We start from the raw sequence: 24,445 nt of genomic DNA, 5'->3' as shown, positions 1-24,445 counted from the left end.
AAGGGGGCGAGCAGCAAACTCGCTACGCTCAAACAAGCTGCTCGCTGATCCCCTTCCGGCTGCGATGCTCGGCTGCATCGACGGCCGCCGCCGGCCGTACCCGCCCCAGGGCCTTCACGCTTCGGTGGGCGCAGCCCGGGACCAAGACGCGGAACCCGGAAAGCCCCACCCTGACCCGGCGGTGGGCACAAGGCCGGAGCCACGGCGCCAGCGTCCGTTTTGATTTCAAAGCTTCCCGCCAAGCCGCGAAGAACCTTATTCTTGCCCGATTCTTCGCCTGTAAGGGAAGATGAAGGAGGAGCGCTGTTCGCGGCCGTGTTGTCAGTCATACACGGCACGGGCATGCTGAGAGCGGTCATTCATACAGGGAGCGCAAGCATGGGAAACAACAAGCTGATCGGGCTGGTGCTGCTGGTGGTGGGGGCGATCCTGCTGTTCTTCGGCTGGCAGGCGAGTCAGTCGGTGGGCGAGCAGGTGGCCGAGACCCTGACCGGACGCTTCAGCGACGAGACCATGTGGTACATCATCGGCGGCGCGGTCTGTGTGGTTGCCGGTGGTTTTCTGGCGTTTTTCCGCAAATGACGGCGCCCGCTGGTGTGGGGGACGGGCTGTTGGCGCAGGCCGGTCGTCTGCGGCGCTGATGCCCTACATCGCCTATCTGCTCACGCTGGGCCTGGTGATCGGCCTGGTGCTGCTTTTCAACGGCGGCTGGTTTCTGGGTGTATTCGTGTTGCTCCCGGTCGTCATGCTGACCCGACGCCTGGCCGGGCGGGGCGGCGACGGTTCTCCGCCTCCGCCCTCGGACTGAGTCAGCCCGGGACATCGCGCTCACTCCAGTAATCCGTGACGCCGCAGGCTGTCCGCCAGGCCTTCCGCGAAGCGTCGGTAGCCGGCGGCATTGGGGTGGATGCGGTCGGCGCGCAGATCGTCCTGTGAAAGAACCTCCGAGAACACCCCAGCCACCAGCGGCACGGCTTCCTCCTCGGCCAGCTCTCGGTAAAGCTGGGCATCTGAAAGCCGGCCCGTGACCGCGCCGAAGGCGGAAGGGGCGGGTACCGCGACCAATACGGGCTGCGCACCGTGGGCGCGTACCTTGCCGAGTATGGCGCGCAGGTCCTCCTTTACGGCCGCCGTCGAGCGTCGGCGAAGGAAGTCATTGCCTCCCAGTTCCACCAGTACCAGCGCGGGCCGGTGCTCCTCGAGCAAGGGCAGCAAGCGGTGCCTTGCCGCGGCGGCGGTATCGCCGGGCACGCCGGCGTTTATCACGCGCCATTGGCTGAGGGCGGCGAGCCGCGCGGGGAAGTCGGCGCCGTCCGGGGCGCCTGTGCCGTGGGTCACGCTATCGCCGAAGGCAAGCACGGTGCTGCCTGCGGGGAGCACCGGGTACTGCGGCGGGGTGCGTTCGCAGGCGAACAGCAAGCCCGTGGCCAGGAGCAGGAGGAGTAGGCGTCGCATGAGGGAAGGCTCCGTGCGTGTTGGGTCTGTTCCCGGCATCGTCGGCCGGGAGGTTCGCTGTCAAGACGGTTGTCGGTGCGGGCTGTCGTCGGCGTTCAACACGGGTATCATCTGCTCACCGTATCACTTCAGAATGACGAAAAGGCCTTCATCGTGATCATTGAACCGAAAATCCGCGGCTTCATCTGCACCACCACGCATCCCACCGGCTGCGCGGCCCATGTGCGCGAGCAGATCGACTACACCCGCGCCCAGGGCGTGCTGGAAAACGGCCCCAAGCGGGTGCTGGTGGTGGGGGCGTCCAGCGGCTATGGCCTGTCCTCGCGGGTCGCCGCCGCCTTCGGCGCCGGAGCCGCCACCATCGGGGTGTTCTTCGAGAAGCCGGGCACCGAGCGCAAGCCCGGCACCGCCGGTTGGTACAACTCCGCCGCTTTCGAGGAAGAAGCCCACAAGGCCGGCCTGTACGCCAAGAGCCTCAATGGCGATGCGTTCTCCCATGCGGCCAAGCGTCAGGTGATCGAGCTGATCAAGCAGGACCTGGGACAGATCGATCTGCTGGTCTATTCCCTGGCCTCTCCTGTGCGCAAGCTGCCGGACAGCGGCGAGGTGGTGCGCTCGGCGCTGAAGACCATCGGCGAGCCCTTCAAGTCCACCGCCATCGACACCAACCGCGATGTGATCACCGAAGCCGAGGTGGGCCCGGCCACCGAGGAAGAGATCGAGAACACCGTCAAGGTGATGGGCGGGGAGGACTGGCAGCTCTGGGTCGAAGCCCTGGACGAGGCCGGCGTACTGGCCGAGGGCTGCAAGACGGTGGCCTACAGCTATATCGGCACCGACATCACCTGGCCGATCTACTGGCATGGCACTCTGGGTCGCGCCAAGCAGCACCTGGACCAGACCGCCAGGACGCTGAACCAGCGCCTGTCCGGCAAGGGGGGCGAGGCCAACGTGGCGGTGCTCAAATCGGTGGTCACCCAGGCGAGCTCCGCGATCCCCGTGATGCCGCTGTATCTGTCGCTGGTGTTCAAGGTCATGCGCGAGCAGGGCCTGCACGAGGGCTGCATGGAGCAGATCCAGCGCCTGTTCGCCACCGGCCTGTATGGCGAGGGCGCGAAGATGGACGAGCAGAACCGCTACCGGCTGGACGACTGGGAACTGCGGGACGACGTGCAGCAGGCCTGCAAGGATCTGTGGGCGCGGATCAGCACCGAGAACCTCTTCGAGATCAGCGACTATGCCTACTACAAGAAAGAGTTCCTGAAGCTGTTCGGTTTCGGGCTGCCAGGCGTGGACTACCAGGCGGACGTGAACCCGCAGGTGGATTTCCAGCCGCTGGATATCAGCGCCGATGAGCAGCGCTGAGACGCTGATCCACCCCGGCGCCACGGTGGATGCCGGCGCGCGGCTCGCCCCGGGCGTGCGGGTGGGGCCGCAGGCCTATATCGGGCCTGATGTCGAGATCGGCGAGGATTGTGTCATCGGCCCCTTCTGCGTGCTGCAGGGGCCCATGCGCCTGGGGCGGGAGAACGTACTCCATGCCCATGTCTGTCTGGGGGACGCTCCCCAGGACATCGGTTATCGTGGCGAGCCCACCGCGCTTGAGATCGGCGACCGCAACGTGTTCCGCGAGTTCGTCACCATCCATCGCGGCACCCCGAAGGATCGGCGCCTCACCACCGTGGGCAGCGACAATATGTTCATGGTCTACAGCCATGTGGGCCATGACTGCGTGATCGGCGACGGCGTCATCCTCGGCAATGCCACGCACATCGGCGGCCATGTGACGGTGGCGGACCGGGCGAATATCTCGGCCCTGTGCGCGGTGCATCAGTTCTCTCGCATCGGGCGAAACACCATGATCGGCGGTGGCAGCATCGTGGTGCAGGACATCCCGCCCTATATGATGGCCGCGGGCAATCACGCGAAACTCTACGGGCTCAACCGCAAGGGGCTCGCCCGCGCGGGTTTCTCCGCCGAGGCGGTGCGCGCGCTCAAGCAGGCCTATCGGCTGCTGTATCGCTCCGGGCTGCGTCTGGAAGCGGCCTGTGAGCGTCTGCGTGGGCAGGCGCCGCTCAGCGCCGAGGTGGAGCACCTGCTGGCGTTTCTGGAAAACAGCAAGAGAGGGGTGAGCCGATGAGTCGCTTGCGGGCCGCGGTGATCGGGGTGGGTTACCTGGGGCGTTTTCACGCCCAGAAGTATGCCGCCCATCCGGAGGTGGACCTGGTAGCGGTGGTGGACGCCGACCCGGAACGGGCCGCGGCGGTGGCCGCGGAGACCGGCACCCGGCCGCACAGCGATTACCGCGCGCTGCTCGGTGAGATGGATCTCGCCAGCGTGGTGGTGCCCACGGCCCATCATCATGCCGTGGGCGCGGCGCTGCTGGACGCCGGCGTGCACGTGCTGATGGAAAAGCCCATCACCAGCGAGGTGGCGGAAGCCCGGGATCTGGTGCGGCGCGCCGAAGCCGGCGGCCGCGTGCTGCAGGTAGGGCACCTGGAGCGTTTCAAGCCGGTGGTGCGGGCACTGATGGAGCGGGTGGAACGGCCCATGTTCATCGAGGCCCATCGGCTCGCCCCTTTCAAATGGCGTGGTACCGATATCAACGTGGTGCTGGACCTGATGGTGCACGACATCGATCTGGCGCTCACCCTGGTGGATTCCCCCGTGGTGGGCATACAGGCCAGTGGCGTCCCGGTGCTCACCGATCACATCGATATCGCCAACGCCCGCATCCAGTTCGAAAACGGCTGCGTGGCGAACCTGACCGCCAGCCGCATCAGCCAGAAGACCGAGCGGCGCCTGCGTCTGTTCCAGAAGACCGCCTATCTGGCCGCCGACATGGGGGCCAATACCCTGGATTATTACTACCGCTCACCGGGCGCGACCTTGGGCGAGATGCCCGATGTGGCCGGAGATCGCATTACTCTGCCGGGGGGCGACGCGATCGAGGCCGAGGTGGATGCCTTTATCCGCAGCGTACGCAGCGGCAGCGCGCCCGTGGTCAGCGGACTGGACGGGCTGCGGGCGCTGGAGACGGCGCTGGAAGTGGTGCGCCAGCTGCAGTAGGCAGCATGTTCAGGACGGTCGGGCGTGGGCGGTGTTGTCGATGATGCCGTGCACCCCGCCGGCCTGGGCGCAATGGGCGCAGCAATAGATCGCGCCTTCACCCTCCACGCCGTGCCCGAGTATCTGCACGCCACACTGCTCGCAACGGGGAGCAAGCCGATGGGCGGCGCATTCGAAGGAGTCGAAGATGTGCCGGTGGCCGGCGGTGATCACCTCGAAGGCCATATCGTAGTCGTTGCCGCAGACTTCACATTGCGCCATGAGTGTCTCCCTCTAGTCGGGCATGCGTCAGCTACCCATATGGAGTCTCGCCCCGGCGCTTGCTAGTGCCGGCTCACCAGAAGGGCCACCAGCCCCGGTTGTTCAACGCCTCCGCGCAACGGCTCAGCTGGGTGTGGTAACGGCTGCCTCGGGCGCTGACCCGGTCGGCCACTCGCACCAACCAGCCCTTGTGCCGGTGGGTGCCGCGCCGGTAACCGCCCTGTCCTTCGTGATAGGCCAGATATTGGGCGCGGATATTCCATTTGGACAGGCCCAACATGCGGTGGCTGGTGTGTACATACCAGGCCACGAAATCCGCGGCGTCGGCGTAGTCGTCGCGGCTGGCGCCATGGCGGCCGGTATCCTCCTGATACCAGCGCCAGGTGCCATCCAGCACCTGGGCATAGCCGTAGGCGCTGCTCGGCCGGCGCCACGGGATCACCCATAGCAGTCGCCCACGGGGCGGGCGGGCGTCGTGCACAAAGGTGGACTCCTGGTGCATGATGGCCAGCTGCACATGCACCGGCGTGCCCCATCGCTCGGCCGCTTCCCGGGAAGCCTCATACCAATCGGGCTTCTCGCGAAAGATCTCGCAGGCGTCGTGGGGTTCGCTGGGGGGCTTGGTGGCGCAGCCAGCGAGCAGCGCGGCGAGCAGCCAGGCAAGAATTGGGCGCATGAGGGGCGACATTATTGCGGATGGCGGGCAACCATCTTAGGGTAGGGCGCGATGGTGGTCACGGTGCGCCGCACGAAAACGTGAGTGGCTTGGCCTTAAGCTCGTTTCATACGCCGCGAAAGACTGGCTGGGGGGCCCGCTCGGGAAACCGGAGATGACGAACAAGAACGAATACGAGCCCCTGGTGCTGGCTGTGGACGACGACCCGCTGATGCTCGCGCTGGTGCAGCGCGTGCTCGCCGGCGTGGCCGAGGTGATCGGCGTGGACAACGGCGTGGAGGCGTTGCAGCGTGCCGTGGAGACACCACCGCCGGATCTGATTCTGCTCGATGTCCGCATGCCGGGCATGGACGGGCATGCGGTTTGCCGACGGCTCAAGGCCGACCCGCGAACCAGCGACATCCCGGTGATCTTCACCACGGGGCTGGGCGAGGACGAGGACGAGGCGGCCGGGTTCGAAATGGGCGCTGCCGATTACATCACCAAGCCGTTCCGTCCGGCCGTGGTACGGGCCAGAGTGCGAGCTCATCTGCAAGCCCGCATGCTGACCCGCCAGGTTCGCCAGGACAACGCCTTGCTGGACCGCAAGGTGCGCGAGCGTACCCGGGAGCTGGAAGCGGAAATCCAGGTACGCCGGGAGACGGAACAGCGCTTGCAGCATCAGGTCTACCATGATGACCTCACCGGCCTGCCCAACCAGGTACTGCTGCGCCGCTATCTGACCGAGCTGTGTCGTCGTGACGAGGCCTGCGGCTTGCTGCTGTTCGCTTTCAACGGTTTCGTGGAAATCAACAACACTCTGGGGCATCAGAACGGCAGTCAGGCGCTGGCCCTTTTCGCGCAACGGCTGCAGAGCCTGGTGCGGCAGTTCCCCGGCGCCCGGCGTATAGAGGGGCAGGCGCGGCTGGTGCGCATGGAAGGGGTGTGTTTTGCCGTACTGGTGGACCCTGAGCACGGCACGGAGGTGCTGCTGCGCGCCGCGCGGGAATTGCAGGCCGAGATCGAGCAGCCCTTGGGCTATCAAGGCATGTCGCTGAGTATTTCCGCCCAGGTGGGTATCGCCTGGGCCCCGGAACATGGGAAGGATGCCGAGACCTTGCTGCGCCACGCCCACATCGCCCTCCAGCAATCCGCCCAGGAGGAGGGGCAACTCGCGGTGTACCGCGAGGATGGCGATCAGTACAGCGCGCGGCGGCTGTCCCTGCTGGGCGATCTGCGCGAGGCGATCCAAGAGGGTGGCTTGACACTCGCCTATCAGCCCCAGCTGGACCTGGCCGCTGGGCAGGTCTGCGGGGCCGAGGCGCTGCTGCGCTGGGAGCATCCGCACTTTGGCTTCATTCCCCCCGATGAATTCATCCCCATGGCCGAGCAGACCGGCGTGATCCGGCCACTTACGGACTGGGTCCTGGCGGAAGCGGCGCGACAGTGCGCGGCCTTCAGGGCGCGTGGCTACACGCTTGCGATCAGCGTCAATCTATCGGCCCGCAATCTGCGCGAGCCCGACCTGCTGGAGCGGATCATCGCCCACCTGGCGGCCCATGACTTGCCCCGGGACGCACTGCTGCTGGAGTTGACCGAAACGGAAATGATGCGCAACCAGGACGGGGCGCTGGCCGCGCTGCTGGCCCTGGAGGCCGCGGGGCTGCAGTTGTCCATAGACGATTTCGGCACCGGTTTTTCCTCGCTGGCCTACCTCAAGCGCCTGCCGGTGCGCGAGCTGAAGATCGATCGCTCCTTCGTCAGCGACATGCTGTGCGAGCAGGGCGATCGGGTGATCGTGCGCACTATCATTCAGATGGCCCATAACCTGGGCCTGAAAGTGGTGGCGGAGGGTGTGGAGGACCAGCCCGTGCTGGATGCGCTGGCCGAGATGGGCTGTGACCGGGCCCAGGGCTATCATCTGTGCCGACCCGTCGCGCCCGAGGCGATGCTGGAATGGATGGGGCGAGAGGAGCTCAGTTCGGTCCGAGTCTGAGCAGTTCTCCCCGGGGCGCGTCGGTAAGCAGGTACACCTGACCGTCGGGGCCCTCGGCCACGGCCCGGATTCGAGCACCCAATGCGAGGCGTTCCACCTCGCGGGCGCGATTACCGTCGATTGTCACCCGCACCAGCCCCCGTGATTGCAGGCCGCCGATCAGCGCGCTGCCGTGCCAGGCGGGGAAGGCGTCTCCGGTGTAGAAGATCATCCCGGAAGGCGCGATCACCGGGCTCCAGTACAGGGCGGAGCCGATGAATTCCGGCCGCGTGGGCGGGTTCGGAATGTCCCGGCCATCATAATGCTCGCCCCAGCTCACCAGCGGCCAGCCATAATTACCGCCCTTCTCGATGCGGTTCAGCTCATCGCCGTTGCGCGGCCCCATTTCCGCCACCCACAGGCTGTGATCGGTCGGATGCCGGGCCGCCGCCAGTATATTGCGATGGCCATGACTCCAGATCTCCGGCAGGGCGCCCGCCCGCCCGATGTAGGGATTGTCCCGGGGCACGCCGCCGTCCCGGCGCAGGCGAATGATCGTGCCCAGATGATCGTCCAGTCGCTGTGCCGGGTCGAAGCGGAAACGCTCGCCGGTGGTCAGATACAGCGTGTCCCCGCCGCTCAGCACGATTCGGCCGCCAAAGTGTTTGTCGCCCGACACCTTGGGCTGCTGGCTGAACAGATGCTGCAGTCCCGTCAGGCGCCCATTCGCCAGTCGGGCACGGCTCAGGGCGGTGGAGGAGGCGCCGCCGTCCCGTGGCTCGGCGTAGGAGAAGTACACCCAGGGGTGTGGCTCGGCGGGCTCCACGGCCACATCCAGCAAGCCGCCCTGACCACCCACGGCAATCTCCGGCAAGCCCTCCACGGGCTCGGATAGCCCCTCCCTGGCCGACCAGATCCGCATCCGCCCGGCGCGCTCGGTGATCAGCAGCCGGTTATCCGCCAGAAAGGCGAGCCCCCAGGGGTGTTCAAGGCCGCTGGCCAGCCTCTCCACCCGCAGGGTGCCGGCATCGCTCACCAGCGTGCGGGCCGAAGCGTCGGCGAGCCCGAGGCAGAGGAGCAGGGTGGCGAGCAGACGCATGAGCGCTCCTGGAACGAATTTTGGGCAGTACTGTATGAGGGCAGTACTGTAGGATAGCGATTGTGAATCTCAAGGATCAGGGAGCGTATTAGCACCCCATGTTCGCCCTGCTGCAAGGCTTCGCCATCGGACTGTTCCTGTCCTGCCCCGTGTGGTTTCTGCTGGGCATGTACAACCCCCGCGTGGCCGTGCCCCATCGGCCCGACCAGCCGCCGCGGCGTTGGCAGGTGCTGCTGCGCTACTGGTTCATTGTCCCCTTCATCGCCTTCCTGATCTGGCTCACCTCCTTGTGGGGCGGCTGGGGGCCGAGTCTGGCCGGCTGGTTGCTGGGTCTGGGGGCGCTGGCGGTGGAGGTGCCGCTGGAGAGCCGCTGGCGGCGGTTTCGTGCCCGCTGGCAGGAACGGCGACGGGAGCGTGCGCGAGAGGCCGAGGCCTTGAAGGCGCGAGCACGGCTGGAGCAGCAGGAGCGAGAGGCGGGCCTGGCGGTACTGGACCCAAACCGGCCGCCCGTGGATGCCGATGCGGTGGTGCTGGGCCTGTGTGAGGCCAAGGGCCGGCTGCTGACGCAGCATCGTCCGGACCTGGCCGTGCAGGCGGACCGGCTCTACAGCCGTTATGCCCATGTGGGCGCCGTGCTGGCGGACAAGTTTCAGCCCGGGGAGCTGGCGCACCAGCGTGCCGCGGGGCTTGCCGCCGAGGTCTGTCGCAATGCCACCGACCAGCTCAACACCATGGCGTCGCTGTTGCGGGGCGTGGCGGGCGTGGACGGGGAATACGTGCAACGACGTCTGAGCCGTGACGGCGGCAAACTCAGCACCGAGGAGCGCGAGGCGCTGCATCGCCGCCTGGCGTTGCTGGAGGATACCGAGCGGCGACTGCGCACCTTGAGCGGGCGCAACGAGGCGGCGGTGACGGCCCTGGATGACGCGGCGGCCTCCATCGCCCGGTTGCGCACCGAACCCAGCCAGGCCTCGGTGGCGGCGGATCAGGCCCTGCGGGAACTGGGGAGGTTCATGGATCAAGCCCAGCGTTACGACAGAGGGGAGCGGGTATGAGCAAGCAAGCGGAACAGGGATCGGGCTCGGGGCTTTCCCTGCCGCCGGTGGCGGACCTGGAGCGGGAACTGAGCCAGGCGGACCAGACCCCGGTAGAAGACCCGCAGCTGGCGGCCCAAGCCGATACCTTCGTCGAGCAGGTGCTGGCCGGCGGCGACGAGGACGCCCAGCGTCATCGCGAATCCGTGGACGGCATGGGTATCGAGATCCAGCGCCAGGCGGCCCATCGCAGCGACATGCTGCAGACCCCCATACGCCAGCTGGCCCGGCAGGGTGAGGAAGGCGGGCCGATTGCCGGTGCGCTGTTGCAGTTGCGCGAGCAGATGCAGGGCCTGGACCCCGGCCGGCAGAAGCTCTCCGGGGGGGGGCTCAGCCGCGCGCTGGCGCTGTTGCCCGGGGTGAGCAGTCCGCTGCAGCGCTACTTTCACAAGTTCGAGACCGCCCAGCAGACCGTGGACAACATCATCCAGGACCTGGAGGGCGGCCGAGAGATGCTGCGCCGGGACAACATCACCCTGGCTGATGACCAGCAGGCCCTGCGAGAGGTCATCGCCCAGCTGCGTCGCCAGATCGCGCTGGGCAGGATGATCGACCGCCGGTTTGCGCAGCGGCTCACCGATCTGCCCGCGGGCTCGCCGCGGCGCGGCTTCATCGAGGAGGAACTGCTCTTTCCGCTGCGCCAGCGCGTGGTGGACCTGCAGCAGCAGCTGGCCGTGAGCCAGCAGGGCGTGCTGGCCCTGGAAGTGGTGATCCGCAACAACCGCGAGCTGATGCGCGGGGTGGACCGGGCGCTGAACGTCACCGTGTCGGCGCTCAACGTGGCGGTGGCGGTAGCCATGGCGCTGGCCAATCAGCGCCTGGTGCTGGACCGGGTGCAGGCACTCAACAGCAGCACCTCGGAGATGATCGCCGGCACCTCCCGGGCGCTGCGCCAGCAGGGGGTGGAGATCCAGACCCGTGCCTCGGGCACGGTGCTGGATATGGAGCAGCTGGAACAGGCCTTCGGGGACGTGATGGGGGCCATCGACGAGCTCTCCCGTTATCGCCGCGAGGCGCTGCCGAGACTCGATGAGCAGATCGGCCGGCTGGAGGAGCTGGGCGCCCAGGGGGATGCGGCGATACGGCGCCTGGACGAGGGGAACGCCGCGCAGCCGGCGAGCTGATCAGCCCCGCGCCTGGCGTTGTAGGGAGTCCGCGCCCCGGAAAGCCCAGCAGCCTCTCCGGATTACGCTCCACAAGCAACGATCACGGGCGGGGGCGAGCCTGGGTAGGGCGGGGCTCCGCGAGAGCTAGAGGTCGCCGTGCAGCAGCAATTTTCACCTTGAAAGGCATGCTCGGTGCCGCCCTGTGCGGGCACGGTCCCGACTCGCGGCAAAGAATCATGGCTTTGAGTCAGCCTTGACGCATCTTGCCCCGTGACGACCGATTACGACTGCTATACTCGCCGGCACCGTACCAGAAACTGATTAATTCCCCTGGACCTCTGAGCCTCTGCCGGGCTAGGGGCGAGAGCGCGCTCTGGCGCGAGAAACCCGGCTGTGGAAGAGGGCTTGGGGAATCGGTCAGATTCTGCTGTGCAAGGCTTTTTTTGATTTCCGGGGATCACATGTCCGCTGATGTTCATTTCCTGTCTTTGAAACCCGGCAGCGGGGCGACGCGTCGTTATCTGAGCGCTATCGCCGCCCGCGTGCTGAGCGGGGGGCTGCGCCTGCCCGGCGGACACCTGCCGCCGACCGGGCACGAGATCGGTGCGGATTTCGTCGGCGTCGGGGTGGCCAGTGCGGCCGACCCGGCCTGGGACGCCTGCGTGATCGAGCATCTGCGGGAACTGGGTGTACGCCAGGTGCGCCTGGACTACAGCTATGGGGAAGAAGCGGCTCATGCCGAACGCTTCCTGCGGGTGCTGCTGGATCAGGGCTTCGACGTGCTGCTCCACCTGGTGCAGCCCTTCGATGAGGCTCGGGGCATGGAAGGGGACGGGGCGCCGGAGCGCTGGCGGGCGTTCGTCGCGGATGCCCTGGAACGCTGGGGCCGTTCGCTGACCGGGGTCGAGATCGGCTCTACCATCAACCGCAAGCGCTGGGCCGGCTACAGCCTGGAAGGGTTCCTCCGGGCCTGGCGTATCGCGCATGAGCAGGCACGGTTGCGGGGGGTGCGCCTGGTCGGCCCCAATGTCACCGACTTCGAGCCGCTCTATAACACCGGCCTCATGGCCATGTTTCGCCAGGAAGGCCTGCTGCCCGATGTGCACAGCAACAATATGTTCGCCGAGCGCGCCCGGGAGCCGGAAAACTTCGACCATAAAGTGCTTGGGCCGCGCTTTGCCGGCGTGCTCAAGTACAACCTGGTGAAGAAGGCGCGCCTGGTGCATGCCGTGGCGGCAGCCCAGGGTGTGCGCCGGACCTGGTCAACCAACGCCTTCTGGACCCTGCCGCGGATCGCCCGCATGTCGCCCAACACGGAGCAGAAACAGGCGGATTATCTGAGTCGCTATTTTGTCCTCTGCGCCGCCTCCGGTGCGTTGGCGCGAGCCTACTGGGGGCCGCTGGTGTGCCAGCGCGAGGGGCTGGTGGACAATGGCCTCAGCGGTTATCCAAGCCTGGAGCGGGTGACCTATTACGCCAGCGCCGGCGAGGACCCGAGTCTGTGTCGCGTCCGTCCCGCCTTTCATGCCCTGAAGGCCTTCAACCGCCTGATTCCCGGAAGCCGCTACGAAGGGCCGCTATCCAGCGGCTCGGGCGTCGAGATTCATGCCTTTCGTCGCGAGGGGGCCGTGACCCACGTGCTCTGGACCCGGGATGGCCAGGGGGCGGCCCTGGAGGGGCTGTACGACGCCGGGCAACTGGCCCGCGCCGAAGTGCTGGACCGGGACGGGCAGCCGCTGGATGCGCCGCCCGAACTGCTTTGTGAATCACCTATCTATCTGCGCTGGCCCGAGGGCGCGAGCCTGCCGAGCCGGGTGGACGCCCAGGTGCTGGACGGGGTGGTCCTCAACCAGAACGAACCACGGGGGCGTTATTACCCTATCCGAGACGGGCGCTGGCGGGGCGTGCTGCGGGCCGAAAACGCCGAACAGGCAAGGCAGCTGCTGGCGGCGCTGCATCCGGATCGCCTGGCGCAGCAGGGTGGTGAACTGCTGCGCAAGGGCCGTAACCGGGTCTGGAGCATGGATGACCCGCGAGCAGGGCATGGTCGGCTGGTCGTCAAGCAGCCCCTGAGTCTGGAGCCACACAAGCGGATACGCGACCGCTTGCGTACCAGCAAGGCGCGGCGCAGCTGGAACGCCGCCAATGAACTGCTGCGCCGGGGGCTGCACAGCCCGCGGCCGGTGGCCTTTTTCGAACCGGCCGACGGCGGTTCTGCCTTCCACAACTGGTACGTCTGCGAGCGGCTGGAAGGGGCCGATTCGGTGCGCCGGTATTTCCAGGCCTATGCCGCCGGGGAAACCACCCACCAGGGGCTGAGCAAGGCCGAGCTGTTCCCGGCGCTGCGGGATTTTCTGCTCAAGCTGCACGATCGGGGTGTGTACTTCCGGGACCTGTCCGGCGGCAATATCCTGGTGGAACAGCTCGATGGCGGCGAGCTTCGCTTCAGCCTGATCGACACTAACCGAGCGAAGTTTCAGCTCACCAGCCGGCGCCTGTCACAACGGCTGTCGGACTTGAAACGGGTCTGCTACAAGCTCGACGAGGGGTCCCGGGCGGAGTTCATGGAGTTGTATCTGCGCGCCATCGGCCGCTCCTACGGCTTCTGGTACCGGCTGCCCGCGCGGTATTACCGCGCCAAGGTGCGGGGCAAGCGCCGCTTGAAGCACGCACTGCGCCAGCTCACGGGCCGGCGCTGATCACGGGCGAGCGGTGGCCTAGGCTACGCCCAGGCGGGCGAGGCCACGTTCGCGCCAATTCCGCAGCGGGCGGTCGTCTGCGAGCGGATCCAGCGCGCTGATGGCCCGGATCCACTGGAAGGTGCCGAGCAGTATGTAATCGGCGTAGGCCGGCGTTTCGCCGTGCAGCCAGGCTTGTTCGGCAAGCAGCGCACGCACCGGGCTCAGGGCCTGGTGGATCTCCTCCAGCAGCCGGGGGCGTTCCGCCTGTGCGTCCTCCAATCGCATACCGAAGCGCTGTTCGCGCGTGCGGCGAAAATAGGATCGATCCTCGGGCTGCAGGCGGTCGTGAAGATCCAGTGCCACCGCGCGCACCAGGCGGGCGTTGATCTGCGTATCGCACCAGAGGTTGAAGAAGTGGGCCAACTGCCGGCCGCCCTCGCCGCCGAACAGGGAAGGGGCGTGCGGGTAGCGCTCTTCCAGATAACAGGCGATGGCCCAGGAGTCACTCACTACTCGCTCGCCGTCTGCCACCACCGGTACCTTGTCCTGCCCGGAAAAGGCGATGGCTGCCTTGTCGGTGTAGCGTATGGCCGTGATCCGAGGCTTCAGGCCCTTGTGGGCGAGCGCGAAGCGGGAGCGCCAACAATAGGGGCTGAAGCGGCGGTCGTCGGTGCCGGCGAGTTCAAACAATTCCACGCTCAAGGTCTGCGCTCCTGTCTGCAAGACAAGATGCAAGATAACCGCTGTGGAACGCTTTCGGAAAGGAATTCCGGACGGCGTAATCGCCGTCCGGAAGTATTTGGTAGCGGGGGCAGGATTTGAACCTGCGACCTTCGGGTTATGAGCCCGACGAGCTGCCAGACTGCTCCACCCCGCAACTGACGGCGCAGAGTGTACGGTTTGCCGGGGATGGATGCAAACAAATACTCTGGTCCGGTGAGAAAATGTCGGGACGCCCCCACTGCAAACCCCACTCTCCATGCGTGGTGGCGCGAGTCGACAAGGGATGAGCCATGAGCAGTCGCACCGTCCGTTTCCACAATCGCCGGGGCTATGAGCTGCACGCGGCGTTGGATTTCCCCGCCGACGGTCAGCCTCAGGCCTGGGCGCTGTTCGCCCATTGCTTCACCTGCAACAAGAACTACAAGGCCATGGGCCACATCAGCCGGGCCCTGGCAAGGCGCGGCTACGGCGTCCTGCGCTTCGACTTCACCGGGCTGGGGCAGAGCGAGGGGGACTTCGCCGATACCGACTTTTCCTCCAACGTGGCCGACCTTCTGGCGGCCGCCGAGTACCTGGAGCGTGAGCACCAGGCACCGGCCCTGCTGGTGGGGCATTCCCTGGGCGGGGCCGCGGTGCTGATGGCGGCGCCTGATCTGGGCAGCGTACGGGCGGTGGCAACCCTGGCCGCCCCCGCGGCGCCGGAGCATGTGCTGGAGCTGCTGCGAGACGATCTGGACACGCTGCGGGCCAAGGGGCAGGCGCAGGTGAATATCGGCGGCCGCTCTTTTCGCATCCGCAAGGAGTTCGTGGACGACCTGGAGGCACAGCGCCTGGACGAGACCGTGCGCGGCCTGAACCGCGCCTTGCTGGTGCTGCACTCGCCACGGGACACGGTGGTGGGTATCGACAATGCCTCGAAGATCTTCCTGCAGGCCCGGCACCCGAAGAGCTTCGTGAGCCTGGACAGCGCCGATCATCTGCTCAGCGCCGAGGCCGATGCCGAGTACGTCGGCGAAGTGGTCGCGGCCTGGGCCCGGCGCTATGTGGGCGCGGAGGAGGCGGCGGTGGCCGCGGCCGCCGGAGATGATGGCTATGTGAGCGCGAGCATCGGCGCTGCGGGTTTTACCACCGAGATACGCGCAAGCGGTCATGCCCTGCTGGCCGACGAGCCCCGTTCAGCGGGTGGCGAAGGTCGCGGCCCCAGCCCCTATGATCTGCTCAGCGCCGGCCTGGGCGCCTGCACGTCCATGACCCTGCGCATGTATGCCGACCACAAGGGCTGGCCGCTGGAGGCGGTCACCACCCGGGTGGCGCATCGCAAGATCCAGGCCCAGGGCCGCGCGGAATGTGAACAGAGCAGCGGCAAGGTGGATCGCTTCGCGCGGGAGATCGCTCTGGAAGGCGCCCTGGATGCGGAACAGCGGGGGCGCTTGCTGGAGATCGCCGAACGCTGCCCCGTGCACAAGACCCTGCAGGGGCCGATCCAGGTGAGCACCCGGCTCGCGGACGGCGAATGAGCAAATCAACAAGGGGGGAATCCCGGCCAAGAGCCGCTCCTGCAGCGGCAGCAGCACTGTAGGAGAGCGGCTTCTGGCCGGGATTTCACCGACACCGATCAGGCGTCGCTCCCATGACGCCATCCCCGCGCTCTGGTAAAGTCGCGCAGGTCCTTTCCCGCCAGCCGAGCCCGCTCCTATGCACGTAGCCCAGCCGCTTTTCTCCCGCCCCCCCTACTGGGCCGAATGCTTCGGTACCGCGCCCTTTCTGCCCATGTCCCGGGCGGAGATGGATGAGCTGGGCTGGGACAGTTGCGACATCATCATCGTCTGCGGCGACGCCTACGTGGACCACCCCAGCTTCGGCATGGCGGTGATCGGCCGTCTGCTGGAGCGCCAGGGCTTTCGGGTCGGGATCATCGCTCAGCCCGACTGGAGTTCCGCCGAGGCCTTCCAGGCCCTGGGCAAGCCGAACCTGTTCTTCGCCGTGTCCGCGGGCAACATGGATTCCATGATCAACCGCTACACGGCGGACCGGAAGGTGCGCCACGACGACGCCTACACGCCCCATAACGAAGGCGGCAAGCGCCCGGACCGGGCGGTGCTGGTTTATACCCAACGCTGCCGGGAAGCCTATAAGGACAGCCAGGTGCTGATAGGCGGCATCGAGGCGAGCCTGCGCCGCATTGCCCACTACGATTACTGGTCGGACAAGGTGCGCCGTTCCGTACTGCTGGATTCCAAGGCGGATCTGCTGGTCTACGGCAATGCCGAGCGGGCGGTGGTGGACATCGCCCACCGCGCGGCCTGTGGCGAGGCGCTGAAAGACATGGCCGATATCCGCGGCACGGCGCGCCTGATCAATGCCCTGCCCGAGGGCTGGAAGGGCCGCGACTCCAGCCGCATCGACAAGCCGGGCAAGGTGGACCCGCTGCCCAATCCTTATGCCTATGACGCGGGGGAGGCCGGCGGCGACAGCCCCTGCGCCGGGCAGGGCAAGGAGGCGGCGCCCAAGCCCGCCGAGACGAAGGTGGTGCGCATTTCCCCGGTCATCGGCAGTGGGCGGACCTACATCCTGCTGCCCGCCTATGAGCAGGTGAAGTCCGACCCTGTGCTTTACGCTCACACCTCGCGTGTGCTGCATCTGGAAACCAACCCCGCCAATGCCCACACCTTGGTGCAGCCCCACGGGGATCGTTACGTCTGGCTTACGCCGCCGCCTCTTCCCCTGTCTACCGAGGAGCTGGACAGCGTCTTCGAGCTGCCCTATCAGCGGGTGCCGCACCCGGCCTACGGTGAGGCGCGCATACCCGCCTACGAGATGATCCGCTTTTCGGTGAACATCATGCGCGGCTGCTTCGGGGGCTGCTCCTTCTGCTCCATCACCGAGCACGAGGGGCGGGTGATTCAGAGCCGCTCGGAGGATTCCATCGTCCGCGAGGTGGAGAAGATCCGCGACATGACGCCGGGGTTCACCGGCACCATCTCGGATCTGGGGGGGCCCACCGCGAACATGTACCAGCTCAACTGCAAGAGCGAGGAGATCCACGCCAGCTGCCGGCGACTGTCCTGCGTGTATCCGAGCATCTGCAAGAATCTGGTAACCGACCAGTCGCCCACCACACGCTTGTACCGCCGTACCCGCAAGCTGCCCGGCATCAAGCGGGTGCTGGTAGCCTCGGGGCTGCGCTACGATCTGGCGGTGAAAGACCCGGAATACGTGGAAGAACTGGTAAGCCACCACGTGGGCGGCTATCTGAAGATTGCCCCGGAGCATACCGAGGATGGTCCGCTTACCCGGATGATGAAGCCCGGCATGGGCAGTTACTACGAGTTCAAGCGCATGTTCGAGCGTTTTTCGGAACGCGCGGGCAAGCAGCAGTTCCTGATCCCGTACTTCATCTCCGCGCATCCGGGGACTACCGACGAAGACATGTTGAATCTTGCGCTGTGGCTCAGGAACAACGGTTTTCGGGCGGATCAGGTGCAGAACTTCTACCCCTCGCCCATGGCCAGCGCCACCGCCATGTACCACACCGGCAAGGACCCGCTGCACCGCATCGACGCCAAGGCGCCGTCCGATATCCCCGTGCCGAAGGGCGCGCGCCAACGCCGCCTGCACAAGGCTTTCCTGCGCTACCACGACCCGGATAATTGGCCGCTGCTGCGGGATGCGCTAAAACGCATGGGCCGGGAAGATCTGATCGGCTACAGCAAGCAGCACCTGGTGCCGCCCACCCAGCCGGCGAACCACCCCAGCGCGAAGCGGGAGGCCCGTCAGGGCCGGGCCCAGCCGCGCAAGGGGCAGGTGCTGACCCAGCATACCGGGCTGCCGCCGAGAAAAGGCGCGGGAGCCCCCAAGCGACGGGGTGGCCGCCGCCAGGGGTGATCCCACCGCGGGATCGGCGTTCAGGGTTCGACGGTGAGTAGATCCGTCGGCAGATCCGTGGCAAAACCCGCCGCCTTGGCATGCCCGCCTCCACCGAAGCGCGCGGCGATCTTCGCCACATCCTCGCCACCGTCTCGGGCGCGCAGCGACCAGCCCCGCTTGTGGCCCGTGTCGCTGTAACCGGCGGCGAAGGGCTGGCCCTGCGCCAGTTCACCCAGCAGTTCGCTGCGGATATCGGAAGGCGCGTTGACGATGGGTACGGTGTAACCGGCGATCTGGCCCATCACCGCCCTGCGCTTGTAGCTGGCGATCTGCTGCTTGCGGTAACGGTTGATGGCCTGCCCCTCGGTGGCGAGCACCTCGACCCCGTGGCCGGACTCAATGAACCCGTGCCAGAGATCGAATTCGTAGGGGTGCGCCATCAGCGCGGCGGTGACGTCCGCGCTTTCCGGAAGCTTCCACTGCCACAGATCCCGATCCTGGACACAAGCCAGCAGCCGAGGAACCGGTGCACTGTGGAAATATTCCCAGGTGATCACCGCACCGGAGCGTTGCATGTCGAAAACCAGTTCCAGGTTGTCGAACTCCCGGTCCAGCCCCTCCAGATCCTCCTGGGCGGTAACGTGGTGGTCGAGAATCACCACATGGCGCGCGGCGGCGCACAGATCTCGAAGCAGGGGGCGCTTGTAGGAGAAATCCAGCAGGTAGACATCCCGATCCGCCACCTCGGGCAGGGGGTCACCGTGACTGGCTGGCAGGTATTCCGCCTCCACTGCCTGATTCAGGGCGAAATGGCGCCAGGCCGCGTAGGCGCTGCCGAAACCGTCCAGGCAGTTGCTGCCGTGATAAATGACCAGGGGTTTAGCCAAGGGTTCTCTCCGTTGGGTGCCGTTGTTGAACAGAGCTTAACCCAGGCGAGCTGCCCACCCCAGTGGGGCGTCAGGTGCTGCCCCCCGCGGGGTCCGGGCCTTGCTCCAGGCTCTCCCGCAGACGCCGCAGCAGGGATTGGTCCGCATGGCCGTCGGCGGGGTAGCCGCCGATCTGTTGGAAGGCACGCACGGCCTGGCGGGTCTGGGGGCCGACGATGCCGTCCGGCTCGCCCGCGCCCAGGCCCAGCGCGTTGAGCCCGCGCTGGATCTCCAGCACCTGCCCCCGGCGCAGAGGCGCTTCGTTCAGGGGCGCTGCACGCAGCTCCCCCATGCCGGCGATGCGGTCCGCCAGGTGCCCCACGGCCAAAGCGTAGTGGCTGGATCGGTTCCAGCGCATGATCACGTGGAAGTTCTGGTAAACCAGGAACGACGGCCCGCGGTGCCCCTGTGGCAGCAACAGGGCGGCCTGCATGTCCCCCGGGGGCAGGGGGGCGCCATTGGCGCGGCGCACGCCCAGCGCGCGCCACTCGTCCAGCGGGCGGTTTTCGTCCAGGCGCGCCAGGCTCCAGTCAAAGTCCCGGGGCAGGCGTACTTCTCGCCCCCAGCGCTCGCCGTCACGCCAGCCTTCGGCGCTCAGGTAATTGGCCGCCGAGGCGAAGGCGTCGGGCAGGCTGCCCCAGAGGTCACGGCGGCCGTCGCCGTCGTAGTCCAGGGCGTAGGCGTTGTAGGTGGAGGGCATGAATTGCTTATGGCCCATGGCGCCGGCCCAGGAGCCGCGCATCAGTTCCAGGGCGACGTCACCGCTTTGTACGATACGCAGCGCCTGCAGCAGTTCGTTGCGGAAAAAATCGGCCCGGCGGGTGTCGCAGGCCAGGGTGGCCAGCGCGTCCAGCACACCCATGCCACCCATGTAGCCGCCATAATTGGTCTCCAGCCCCCAGAAGGCGAGCAGATACTCCGGTCGCACGCCGAACTCGCGGTGCACCCGCCATAGAAGCGGACCGTGGGCTTGCAGCAGTCGGCGGCCCTGCTCCACGCGGGCCTGGGTGACCCGCGCCTGTAGATACTGCCAAAAGGTACGCTGGAACTCCGGCTGACTGGCATCCAGCTCCAGCACCCGGGGGCGCCGCTGTATACCCGCGAAGGCTCGGTCCACGGCGTGGTCGCTCAGGCCCTGGGCCAGGGCCTGAGCTCGCAACTCATCCAGACAGGCCCGGAAGCTGTCTTCCTCGGCGAGGGCGGCGCCCGAGATCAGGGGCAGGGCAAGCAGCAGGGCAGTCAGACGCATGGGCTGGGTCAGTCCTCGTGGCTGTTGTCGGGGGCGTCATGGCCTCCGGCTTTGAGCTCCGCTGAGGCCGTTGGTTCCCCGGCGCGGCTCAGGGCGGCGGATTCCTCTCTCGCTGCTCCCGGCTCTGCTCCAGGTAGTGCCGCAGAAGCCGCTGTTCAGCGTGGGCGGAGCGCCCGGCAGGCACCGGATACCGGGCCAGCAGATGCAGCTCATCGGGTTTGGGAAGGTGCAGGCTGACCCGTGGTTCCACCGCCGGAGGCTCTATGCCCAGGCGCCGGGAAAGCTGGTTCATGTGTTCGCGGGCCGGTTCCAGATACTCCGCGCACAGCTCACGGGCGGCACCGAGCAGGGCCTGCTCATGGCGCTGCCAGTCCTGATCCCGCTTGAGCGGCACCAGGGTGCACTGCAGCACGAACTGCTCCGTGTAACTTTCGTTGATGACCGGCTCGGTGAGGAACAGGGCGTTGGGCAGCACGATGGCCCGGCCGCTGTGTTGCTGGTTGAAGTTGTCGGGCCCGATTTCCAAAATCGTGGTGGTGAGCATGGTGAAGTCCACCACCTCGCCACGCAGCCCCTTGACCACGATGCGGTCACCCACACGGAAGCTGCCCGCTCCGGAGCGCAACAGGCCGCCGGTCATGCACATGAGCAGTTCCTTGGTGACCAGCACGATGGCCACCGCGAAACCCACCACGGAAACGGCCAGGGTGCGCAACTGCGCCGCCCAGATGACTACCAGCCCAAGCAGAAAGAGCAGTATGGCGAGGTTGCGCGCCATCACCAGCCAGCGCCGGCGGATGTCGGCGCTGGCCCATGGGGTGCGGCGTATACTGAGCGAGGCCAGCCGATAGGTGAACAGCACCGCCAGCAGCAGCAACAGGCTGCTGAGCAAGCGCCCGCCGGTCGTGCCTTCCGCCAGAGCCTGCGCCCAGTCCATGAAGGTCAGCTCTGGCCCCCACCGGCAATCTTCGCCCAGGTGTCACGCAGGGTGACGCTGCGGTTGAACACCAGCCGGTCGGTTTCCTTGTGATCCCGGTAGAAGTAGCCCTCGCGCTCGAACTGGAAGCGGGCTTCCGGGGGCGCCTCGGCCAGGGACGGTTCCACCCGGGCCTGGACGATGCGCAGGGATTCGGGGTTGAGATCCTCATGCCAGTCCCTGTCCTTGACCGCACCCGGGTCCGGCACCAGGAACAGGCGATCGTAGAGGCGCACTTCAGCCGCTACGCTGTGGCTGGCGGATACCCAGTGGATCACGCCCTTGACCTTGCGCCCCACGGGGTTGCTGCCCAGGGTGTCCGGGTCGTAGCTGCAGCGCAGTTCGGTGATCTCGCCCTGGGCATCCTTGACGGCCTCGTCGCAGCGAATCACGTAGCCGTTGCGCAAGCGCACCTCGCCGCCCAGCACCAGGCGCTTGAACTTCTTGTTCGGCGCCACTTCCATGAAATCGTCCCGATCGATGTAGAGCTCTTGGGTGAAGGGCACCTGGCGGCTGCCCATGCTCTCGTCCTTGGGGTGATTGGCGGCGGGCAGGTGTTCCACGCGGCCTTCAGGGTAGTTGCTCAGCACCACCTTGAGCGGGTTCAGCACGGCCATGGCGCGCGGGGCGCTGCGGTCCAGCTCCTCGCGCACGCAGTTCTCCAGCAAGGCCATCTCCACCGTGCCGTCGGACTTGGTCACGCCGATGCGCTCACAGAAGTCGCGGATGGCGGCGGGCGGATAGCCGCGGCGGCGCAGCCCGGCGATGGTGGGCATGCGCGGATCGTCCCAGCCCTCTACACGGCCTTCGCGCACCAGCTCGGTGAGCTTGCGCTTGCTGAGCACGGTGAATTCCAGGTTCAGGCGACCGAACTCGATCTGCTTCGGTTTGGCCGGCACGTCCAGCTGCTCGATGAACCAGTTGTACAGCGGTCGGTGATCCTCGAACTCCAGGGTGCACAGGGAGTGGGTGATGCCCTCGATGGCGTCCGAGAGACAGTGGGTGTAGTCGTACATGGGGTAGATCGGCCAGGCTTCGCCGGTCTGGTGATGCACCGCGCCCCGGCGGATCCGGTAGATGGTCGGGTCGCGCATATTGATGTTGGGGGAGGCCATGTCGATCTTCGCCCGCAGCACCCGCTCGCCGTCCTCGAACTCGCCGGCTCGCATGCGGGCGAACAGGTCCAGGTTCTCTTCGACGGAGCGGTTCCGGTAGGGGCTGTCGCGGCCGGGCTCGGTGAGGGTGCCGCGGTATTCCCGCATCTGCTCGGCGCTCAGGTCGCACACGTAGGCCTTGCCGTCACGGATCAGATCCTGGGCATAGGCGTAGAGCTGCGGGAAATAATCCGAAGCGTAGTACAGGGCGTTCCAGTCGAAGCCCAGCCAGCGTACGTCTTCCTTGATGGATTCGACGAACTCCAGGTTCTCCTTCTCCGGGTTGGTGTCGTCAAAGCGCAGATTGCAGCTGCCCTGGTAATCCCGGGCGATACCGAAGTTCAGGCAGATGGACTTGGCATGGCCGATATGCAGATAGCCGTTGGGTTCCGGCGGAAAGCGGGTGGCGACGCGGCCGTCATTGAGGCCGGCGGCCCGGTCGGCGTCGATGATCTGGCGAATGAAGTTGCTGGGCGCTTCCCGGGTGCTCATGAATACGGAGACCTTTCCTGCGTGGCGTACGAACGTTACTGGGGCGGCGCATTATAGCGCCGCCGGCGTCATGGTTATAAGAGGGGTAGAAAATGCCTATTGCACAAGGGCTTGTCAGCGGTTGTTGAGGCTCATCCGACCAGGGCCGCTGATGGCCAGCGCCAGGGCGGTGAACAGGAACATGCCCTGCAGCTCCAGAGCCCAGCCGCCGTTGCCGCCGAGCTGGAAGAACTCGTCGCTGTGAACGAGAAAGAGCGCGAAGAGCATGTTCACCACGATCAGCGCCGCACCCACCCGGGCGTAGTAGCCGATGATCAGCAGGATCGGGGCCAGTACCTCGCCGATGTAGACGCCGTAAGCGATGAAAGCCGGCAGGCCGTGGCCGGCGAGCATACCCTCGATGCCGCTCACGCCGCTGCGCAGCTTGGCGATGCCGTGAAGCAGGATGAGGATGCCCAGGGTCAGGCGCAGGATCAGCTTGGCGAGGTTGTCGGTTTCAGTCTGGGTCATGCGGGCTTCCTTCGGCTGTTATTGCTTGCTTTTCGGTCATGGGGGCGCGGGCGCGGCGACCCCAGACTGGGAGTATGGATAAGAACGGCGCGATACACCATGGCGGGCCCATGGGATTGAGGGCAGGCCGGGAGGCGTGCTCCCCATGAGGCTGTCGGCGGGCAAGCGACAGGTGCTGCGGCAGCTTGGGTTGATCGTCCTGGCCTTGCTGGTCATCGGGCTGTTGATCCAGGCCCTGGGAGGCATCGAGTTCGGCCGCGTGCTCACCGAGCTGCGCGCCATGCCCGCGGAGGCATTGTTGTACGCGGTGCTGCTCACCGTGCCCGCCTATGCCTGCTTGCTGGCCTACGAGGCTCTCGCGCTGGCATTTCTTGGTCGCCGTCTGCCTGTCGCGCGCCTGGTGGCGGTGTCTTTGGCCGCATTCGCGCTGCAGCGCAATGTGGGGCCGGCGCCGGTGACCGGCGGTTCCCTGCGTTACCGCTATTACCGGCCCTGTGGGTTCAGCGTCGGCGATGCGGTGTCCATCACGTTGCTGTGCGGCTTCGCCTTTACCTTGGGCATCGTCGCGACCACGGGTATGGCGCTGCTGCTGGAGCCTCAGGCCGTTTCCGCCTTGCTGCCGCTGCGGGATCTTGCATGGCGTCTGCTCGGGCTGCTGCTCCTGATGGGGCTGGCGGGCTATCTGTACTGGTCCCACCGGCGGCGGATGCCGTTGCGGTTTCGGAACTGGCAGGCGCCCACACCGGAATTGCGCATCAGCGCGGCACAGGTGCTGGTGGGCGTGATGGATATCGCGCTGGTGGCGGCGGTGCTCTACGTGCTGCTGCCAGCGGGCACGGGGGTGGATTATCCCGCCTTCGTGGGGCTGTATGTGCTGGCCATGCTGGTTGGGGCGCTCAGTCACGTACCCGGTGGTATCGGGGTGTTCGAGGCGACGCTGGCCTTGATGTTGCCGGGAACGGAGACTCATGAATTACTGGCGGCGATGCTGGCTTTCAGAGGAGTCTATTATCTGCTGCCCTTAGGTTTGGCGGGGCTTGGGGTGGGGGGCCATGAGCTTGGCCGGTGGCTGCTCAGGCGTTGATCTTCGGGCATCCTCGATTCCGCCTGGGGCTGCACAGGGGCTGGCTGAGGCCTGCGCAGGCCGCCGGGT

General features: G+C 66.6%; 22 protein-coding genes and 1 tRNA gene. 12 read left to right on the top strand and 11 right to left on the bottom strand.

Annotated features, from left to right (window positions below):
* The first annotated feature begins 378 nt into the window (after positions 1 to 378).
* Positions 379 to 582 (top strand): DUF3185 family protein, encoded by a 204-nt coding sequence (locus tag GBG68_RS04315; protein WP_152145486.1) that lies wholly within the window; start codon positions 379 to 381, stop codon positions 580 to 582.
* Positions 583 to 640: 58 nt separating this feature from the next.
* On the top strand, positions 641 to 808 hold the full coding sequence (locus GBG68_RS14095; protein ID WP_193222214.1) for a hypothetical protein: 168 nt from the start codon (positions 641 to 643) through the stop codon (positions 806 to 808).
* Positions 809 to 828: 20 nt separating this feature from the next.
* On the opposite strand, the gene GBG68_RS04310 is transcribed toward GBG68_RS14095, so the two are convergent.
* Positions 829 to 1,455, bottom strand: coding sequence for a GDSL-type esterase/lipase family protein (locus GBG68_RS04310; protein WP_152145485.1), 627 nt, complete (start codon positions 1,453 to 1,455; stop codon positions 829 to 831).
* 75 nt (positions 1,456 to 1,530) lie between these two features.
* On the opposite strand from GBG68_RS04310, the gene fabV reads away from it, so the two are divergent.
* From fabV to GBG68_RS04295, 3 genes are read left to right on the top strand one after another with little or no spacing between them, the layout of a single operon-like run.
* Entirely contained in the window at positions 1,531 to 2,820 is a 1,290-nt protein-coding gene (gene fabV / locus GBG68_RS04305; protein WP_319020491.1) for an enoyl-ACP reductase FabV, read from the top strand.
* Positions 2,807 to 3,595 (top strand): acyl-ACP--UDP-N-acetylglucosamine O-acyltransferase, encoded by a 789-nt coding sequence (gene lpxA / locus GBG68_RS04300; protein WP_152145483.1) that lies wholly within the window; start codon positions 2,807 to 2,809, stop codon positions 3,593 to 3,595. The genes fabV and lpxA overlap by 14 nt, the downstream gene beginning before the upstream one ends.
* Positions 3,592 to 4,524, top strand: a complete 933-nt coding sequence (locus tag GBG68_RS04295) for a Gfo/Idh/MocA family protein (protein ID WP_152145481.1) — start codon at positions 3,592 to 3,594, stop codon at positions 4,522 to 4,524. Before lpxA ends, GBG68_RS04295 begins: the two co-directional genes overlap by 4 nt.
* Before the next feature lie 9 nt (positions 4,525 to 4,533).
* Here the strand turns inward: GBG68_RS04295 and GBG68_RS04290 are convergent, their stop codons facing one another.
* Positions 4,534 to 4,785, bottom strand: coding sequence for a hypothetical protein (locus GBG68_RS04290; RefSeq protein ID WP_152145479.1), 252 nt, complete (start codon positions 4,783 to 4,785; stop codon positions 4,534 to 4,536).
* A 73-nt stretch (positions 4,786 to 4,858) separates the two neighbouring features.
* A complete protein-coding gene (locus GBG68_RS04285) occupies positions 4,859 to 5,461 on the bottom strand; it encodes a transglycosylase SLT domain-containing protein (RefSeq protein WP_152145476.1) in 603 nt (200 codons plus the stop codon).
* Positions 5,462 to 5,615: 154 nt separating this feature from the next.
* Here GBG68_RS04285 and GBG68_RS04280 point away from each other — a divergent pair, with 154 nt between their 5' ends.
* Positions 5,616 to 7,436, top strand: coding sequence for a putative bifunctional diguanylate cyclase/phosphodiesterase (locus tag GBG68_RS04280; protein WP_152145475.1), 1,821 nt, complete (start codon positions 5,616 to 5,618; stop codon positions 7,434 to 7,436).
* Here GBG68_RS04280 and GBG68_RS04275 read toward each other — a convergent pair.
* A complete protein-coding gene (locus GBG68_RS04275) occupies positions 7,417 to 8,514 on the bottom strand; it encodes a PQQ-dependent sugar dehydrogenase (RefSeq protein WP_152145473.1) in 1,098 nt (365 codons plus the stop codon). The genes GBG68_RS04280 and GBG68_RS04275 overlap by 20 nt on opposite strands.
* Positions 8,515 to 8,612: 98 nt before the next feature.
* Between GBG68_RS04275 and GBG68_RS04270 the strand changes: the two genes are divergently transcribed.
* The 3 genes from GBG68_RS04270 (at position 8,613) to GBG68_RS04260 (ending at position 13,413) form a co-directional block, all read left to right on the top strand.
* Positions 8,613 to 9,569, top strand: coding sequence for a cobyrinic acid a,c-diamide synthase (locus GBG68_RS04270; protein WP_152145470.1), 957 nt, complete (start codon positions 8,613 to 8,615; stop codon positions 9,567 to 9,569).
* The gene (locus GBG68_RS04265) at positions 9,566 to 10,732 is read left to right on the top strand and encodes a toxic anion resistance protein (RefSeq protein ID WP_152145469.1); all 1,167 of its coding nucleotides are present in this window, start codon (positions 9,566 to 9,568) and stop codon (positions 10,730 to 10,732) included. Before GBG68_RS04270 ends, GBG68_RS04265 begins: the two co-directional genes overlap by 4 nt.
* Before the next feature lie 443 nt (positions 10,733 to 11,175).
* Positions 11,176 to 13,413: a lipopolysaccharide kinase InaA family protein gene (locus GBG68_RS04260; RefSeq protein WP_152145468.1), complete on the top strand. Its 2,238-nt coding sequence runs from the start codon at positions 11,176 to 11,178 to the stop codon at positions 13,411 to 13,413.
* Positions 13,414 to 13,431: 18 nt separating this feature from the next.
* On the opposite strand, the gene GBG68_RS04255 is transcribed toward GBG68_RS04260, so the two are convergent.
* Together GBG68_RS04255 and GBG68_RS04250 are read right to left on the bottom strand one after the other, a co-directional pair.
* Positions 13,432 to 14,091, bottom strand: coding sequence for a glutathione S-transferase N-terminal domain-containing protein (locus GBG68_RS04255; RefSeq protein WP_226801634.1), 660 nt, complete (start codon positions 14,089 to 14,091; stop codon positions 13,432 to 13,434).
* A 104-nt stretch (positions 14,092 to 14,195) separates the two neighbouring features.
* Positions 14,196 to 14,272 (bottom strand) — tRNA-Met (locus GBG68_RS04250).
* A 136-nt stretch (positions 14,273 to 14,408) separates the two neighbouring features.
* Between GBG68_RS04250 and GBG68_RS04245 the strand changes: the two genes are divergently transcribed.
* Complete coding sequence (locus GBG68_RS04245; RefSeq protein ID WP_152145465.1) at positions 14,409 to 15,635, top strand: bifunctional alpha/beta hydrolase/OsmC family protein; 1,227 nt, start codon at positions 14,409 to 14,411, stop codon at positions 15,633 to 15,635.
* Positions 15,636 to 15,813: 178 nt separating this feature from the next.
* On the top strand, positions 15,814 to 18,003 hold the full coding sequence (locus tag GBG68_RS04240; protein ID WP_152145463.1) for a YgiQ family radical SAM protein: 2,190 nt from the start codon (positions 15,814 to 15,816) through the stop codon (positions 18,001 to 18,003).
* A gap of 20 nt (positions 18,004 to 18,023) precedes the next feature.
* On the opposite strand, the gene GBG68_RS04235 is transcribed toward GBG68_RS04240, so the two are convergent.
* From GBG68_RS04235 to GBG68_RS04215, 5 genes are all read right to left on the bottom strand, one after another.
* Positions 18,024 to 18,872: a phosphoesterase gene (locus GBG68_RS04235; RefSeq protein ID WP_152145461.1), complete on the bottom strand. Its 849-nt coding sequence runs from the start codon at positions 18,870 to 18,872 to the stop codon at positions 18,024 to 18,026.
* Positions 18,873 to 18,942: 70 nt separating this feature from the next.
* Entirely contained in the window at positions 18,943 to 20,160 is a 1,218-nt protein-coding gene (locus GBG68_RS04230; protein ID WP_152145459.1) for a lytic murein transglycosylase, read from the bottom strand.
* Between the two features lie 88 nt (positions 20,161 to 20,248).
* Positions 20,249 to 21,097, bottom strand: coding sequence for a mechanosensitive ion channel domain-containing protein (locus tag GBG68_RS04225; protein ID WP_152145457.1), 849 nt, complete (start codon positions 21,095 to 21,097; stop codon positions 20,249 to 20,251).
* A gap of 5 nt (positions 21,098 to 21,102) precedes the next feature.
* A complete protein-coding gene (locus GBG68_RS04220) occupies positions 21,103 to 22,782 on the bottom strand; it encodes a glutamine--tRNA ligase/YqeY domain fusion protein (protein ID WP_152145455.1) in 1,680 nt (559 codons plus the stop codon).
* Positions 22,783 to 22,896: 114 nt separating this feature from the next.
* The gene (locus tag GBG68_RS04215) at positions 22,897 to 23,292 is read right to left on the bottom strand and encodes a DoxX family protein (protein WP_152145453.1); all 396 of its coding nucleotides are present in this window, start codon (positions 23,290 to 23,292) and stop codon (positions 22,897 to 22,899) included.
* Positions 23,293 to 23,437: 145 nt separating this feature from the next.
* Here GBG68_RS04215 and GBG68_RS04210 point away from each other — a divergent pair, with 145 nt between their 5' ends.
* Entirely contained in the window at positions 23,438 to 24,376 is a 939-nt protein-coding gene (locus GBG68_RS04210) for a lysylphosphatidylglycerol synthase domain-containing protein (protein WP_152145451.1), read from the top strand.
* Positions 24,377 to 24,445 lie beyond the last annotated feature (69 nt).

Origin of the sequence: Alkalilimnicola sp. S0819, assembly GCF_009295635.1 — a bacterium.
Taxonomy (GTDB): domain Bacteria; phylum Pseudomonadota; class Gammaproteobacteria; order Nitrococcales; family WHIW01; genus S0819.
Note: the sequence above shows the minus strand (reverse complement) of the source record. Positions and strands in the feature narration are given on the sequence as shown.

What these genes read in the sequence shown, in the direction of transcription:
- GBG68_RS04240 (WP_152145463.1), top strand. Translation starts at nt 15,814, where the DNA reads ATGCACGTAGCCCAGCCGCTTTTCTCCCGCCCCCCCTACTGGGCCGAA.
- GBG68_RS04220 (WP_152145455.1), bottom strand. Translation starts at nt 22,782, where the DNA reads ATGAGCACCCGGGAAGCGCCCAGCAACTTCATTCGCCAGATCATCGAC.
- lpxA (WP_152145483.1), top strand. Translation starts at nt 2,807, where the DNA reads ATGAGCAGCGCTGAGACGCTGATCCACCCCGGCGCCACGGTGGATGCC.
- GBG68_RS04315 (WP_152145486.1), top strand. Translation starts at nt 379, where the DNA reads ATGGGAAACAACAAGCTGATCGGGCTGGTGCTGCTGGTGGTGGGGGCG.
- GBG68_RS04225 (WP_152145457.1), bottom strand. Translation starts at nt 21,097, where the DNA reads ATGGACTGGGCGCAGGCTCTGGCGGAAGGCACGACCGGCGGGCGCTTG.
- GBG68_RS04280 (WP_152145475.1), top strand. Translation starts at nt 5,616, where the DNA reads ATGACGAACAAGAACGAATACGAGCCCCTGGTGCTGGCTGTGGACGAC.
- GBG68_RS04260 (WP_152145468.1), top strand. Translation starts at nt 11,176, where the DNA reads ATGTCCGCTGATGTTCATTTCCTGTCTTTGAAACCCGGCAGCGGGGCG.
- GBG68_RS04230 (WP_152145459.1), bottom strand. Translation starts at nt 20,160, where the DNA reads ATGCGTCTGACTGCCCTGCTGCTTGCCCTGCCCCTGATCTCGGGCGCC.
- GBG68_RS04310 (WP_152145485.1), bottom strand. Translation starts at nt 1,455, where the DNA reads ATGCGACGCCTACTCCTCCTGCTCCTGGCCACGGGCTTGCTGTTCGCC.
- GBG68_RS04290 (WP_152145479.1), bottom strand. Translation starts at nt 4,785, where the DNA reads ATGGCGCAATGTGAAGTCTGCGGCAACGACTACGATATGGCCTTCGAG.
- GBG68_RS14095 (WP_193222214.1), top strand. Translation starts at nt 641, where the DNA reads ATGCCCTACATCGCCTATCTGCTCACGCTGGGCCTGGTGATCGGCCTG.
- GBG68_RS04210 (WP_152145451.1), top strand. Translation starts at nt 23,438, where the DNA reads ATGAGGCTGTCGGCGGGCAAGCGACAGGTGCTGCGGCAGCTTGGGTTG.
- GBG68_RS04245 (WP_152145465.1), top strand. Translation starts at nt 14,409, where the DNA reads ATGAGCAGTCGCACCGTCCGTTTCCACAATCGCCGGGGCTATGAGCTG.
- GBG68_RS04295 (WP_152145481.1), top strand. Translation starts at nt 3,592, where the DNA reads ATGAGTCGCTTGCGGGCCGCGGTGATCGGGGTGGGTTACCTGGGGCGT.
- GBG68_RS04265 (WP_152145469.1), top strand. Translation starts at nt 9,566, where the DNA reads ATGAGCAAGCAAGCGGAACAGGGATCGGGCTCGGGGCTTTCCCTGCCG.
- GBG68_RS04215 (WP_152145453.1), bottom strand. Translation starts at nt 23,292, where the DNA reads ATGACCCAGACTGAAACCGACAACCTCGCCAAGCTGATCCTGCGCCTG.
- GBG68_RS04275 (WP_152145473.1), bottom strand. Translation starts at nt 8,514, where the DNA reads ATGCGTCTGCTCGCCACCCTGCTCCTCTGCCTCGGGCTCGCCGACGCT.
- GBG68_RS04270 (WP_152145470.1), top strand. Translation starts at nt 8,613, where the DNA reads ATGTTCGCCCTGCTGCAAGGCTTCGCCATCGGACTGTTCCTGTCCTGC.
- GBG68_RS04285 (WP_152145476.1), bottom strand. Translation starts at nt 5,461, where the DNA reads ATGCGCCCAATTCTTGCCTGGCTGCTCGCCGCGCTGCTCGCTGGCTGC.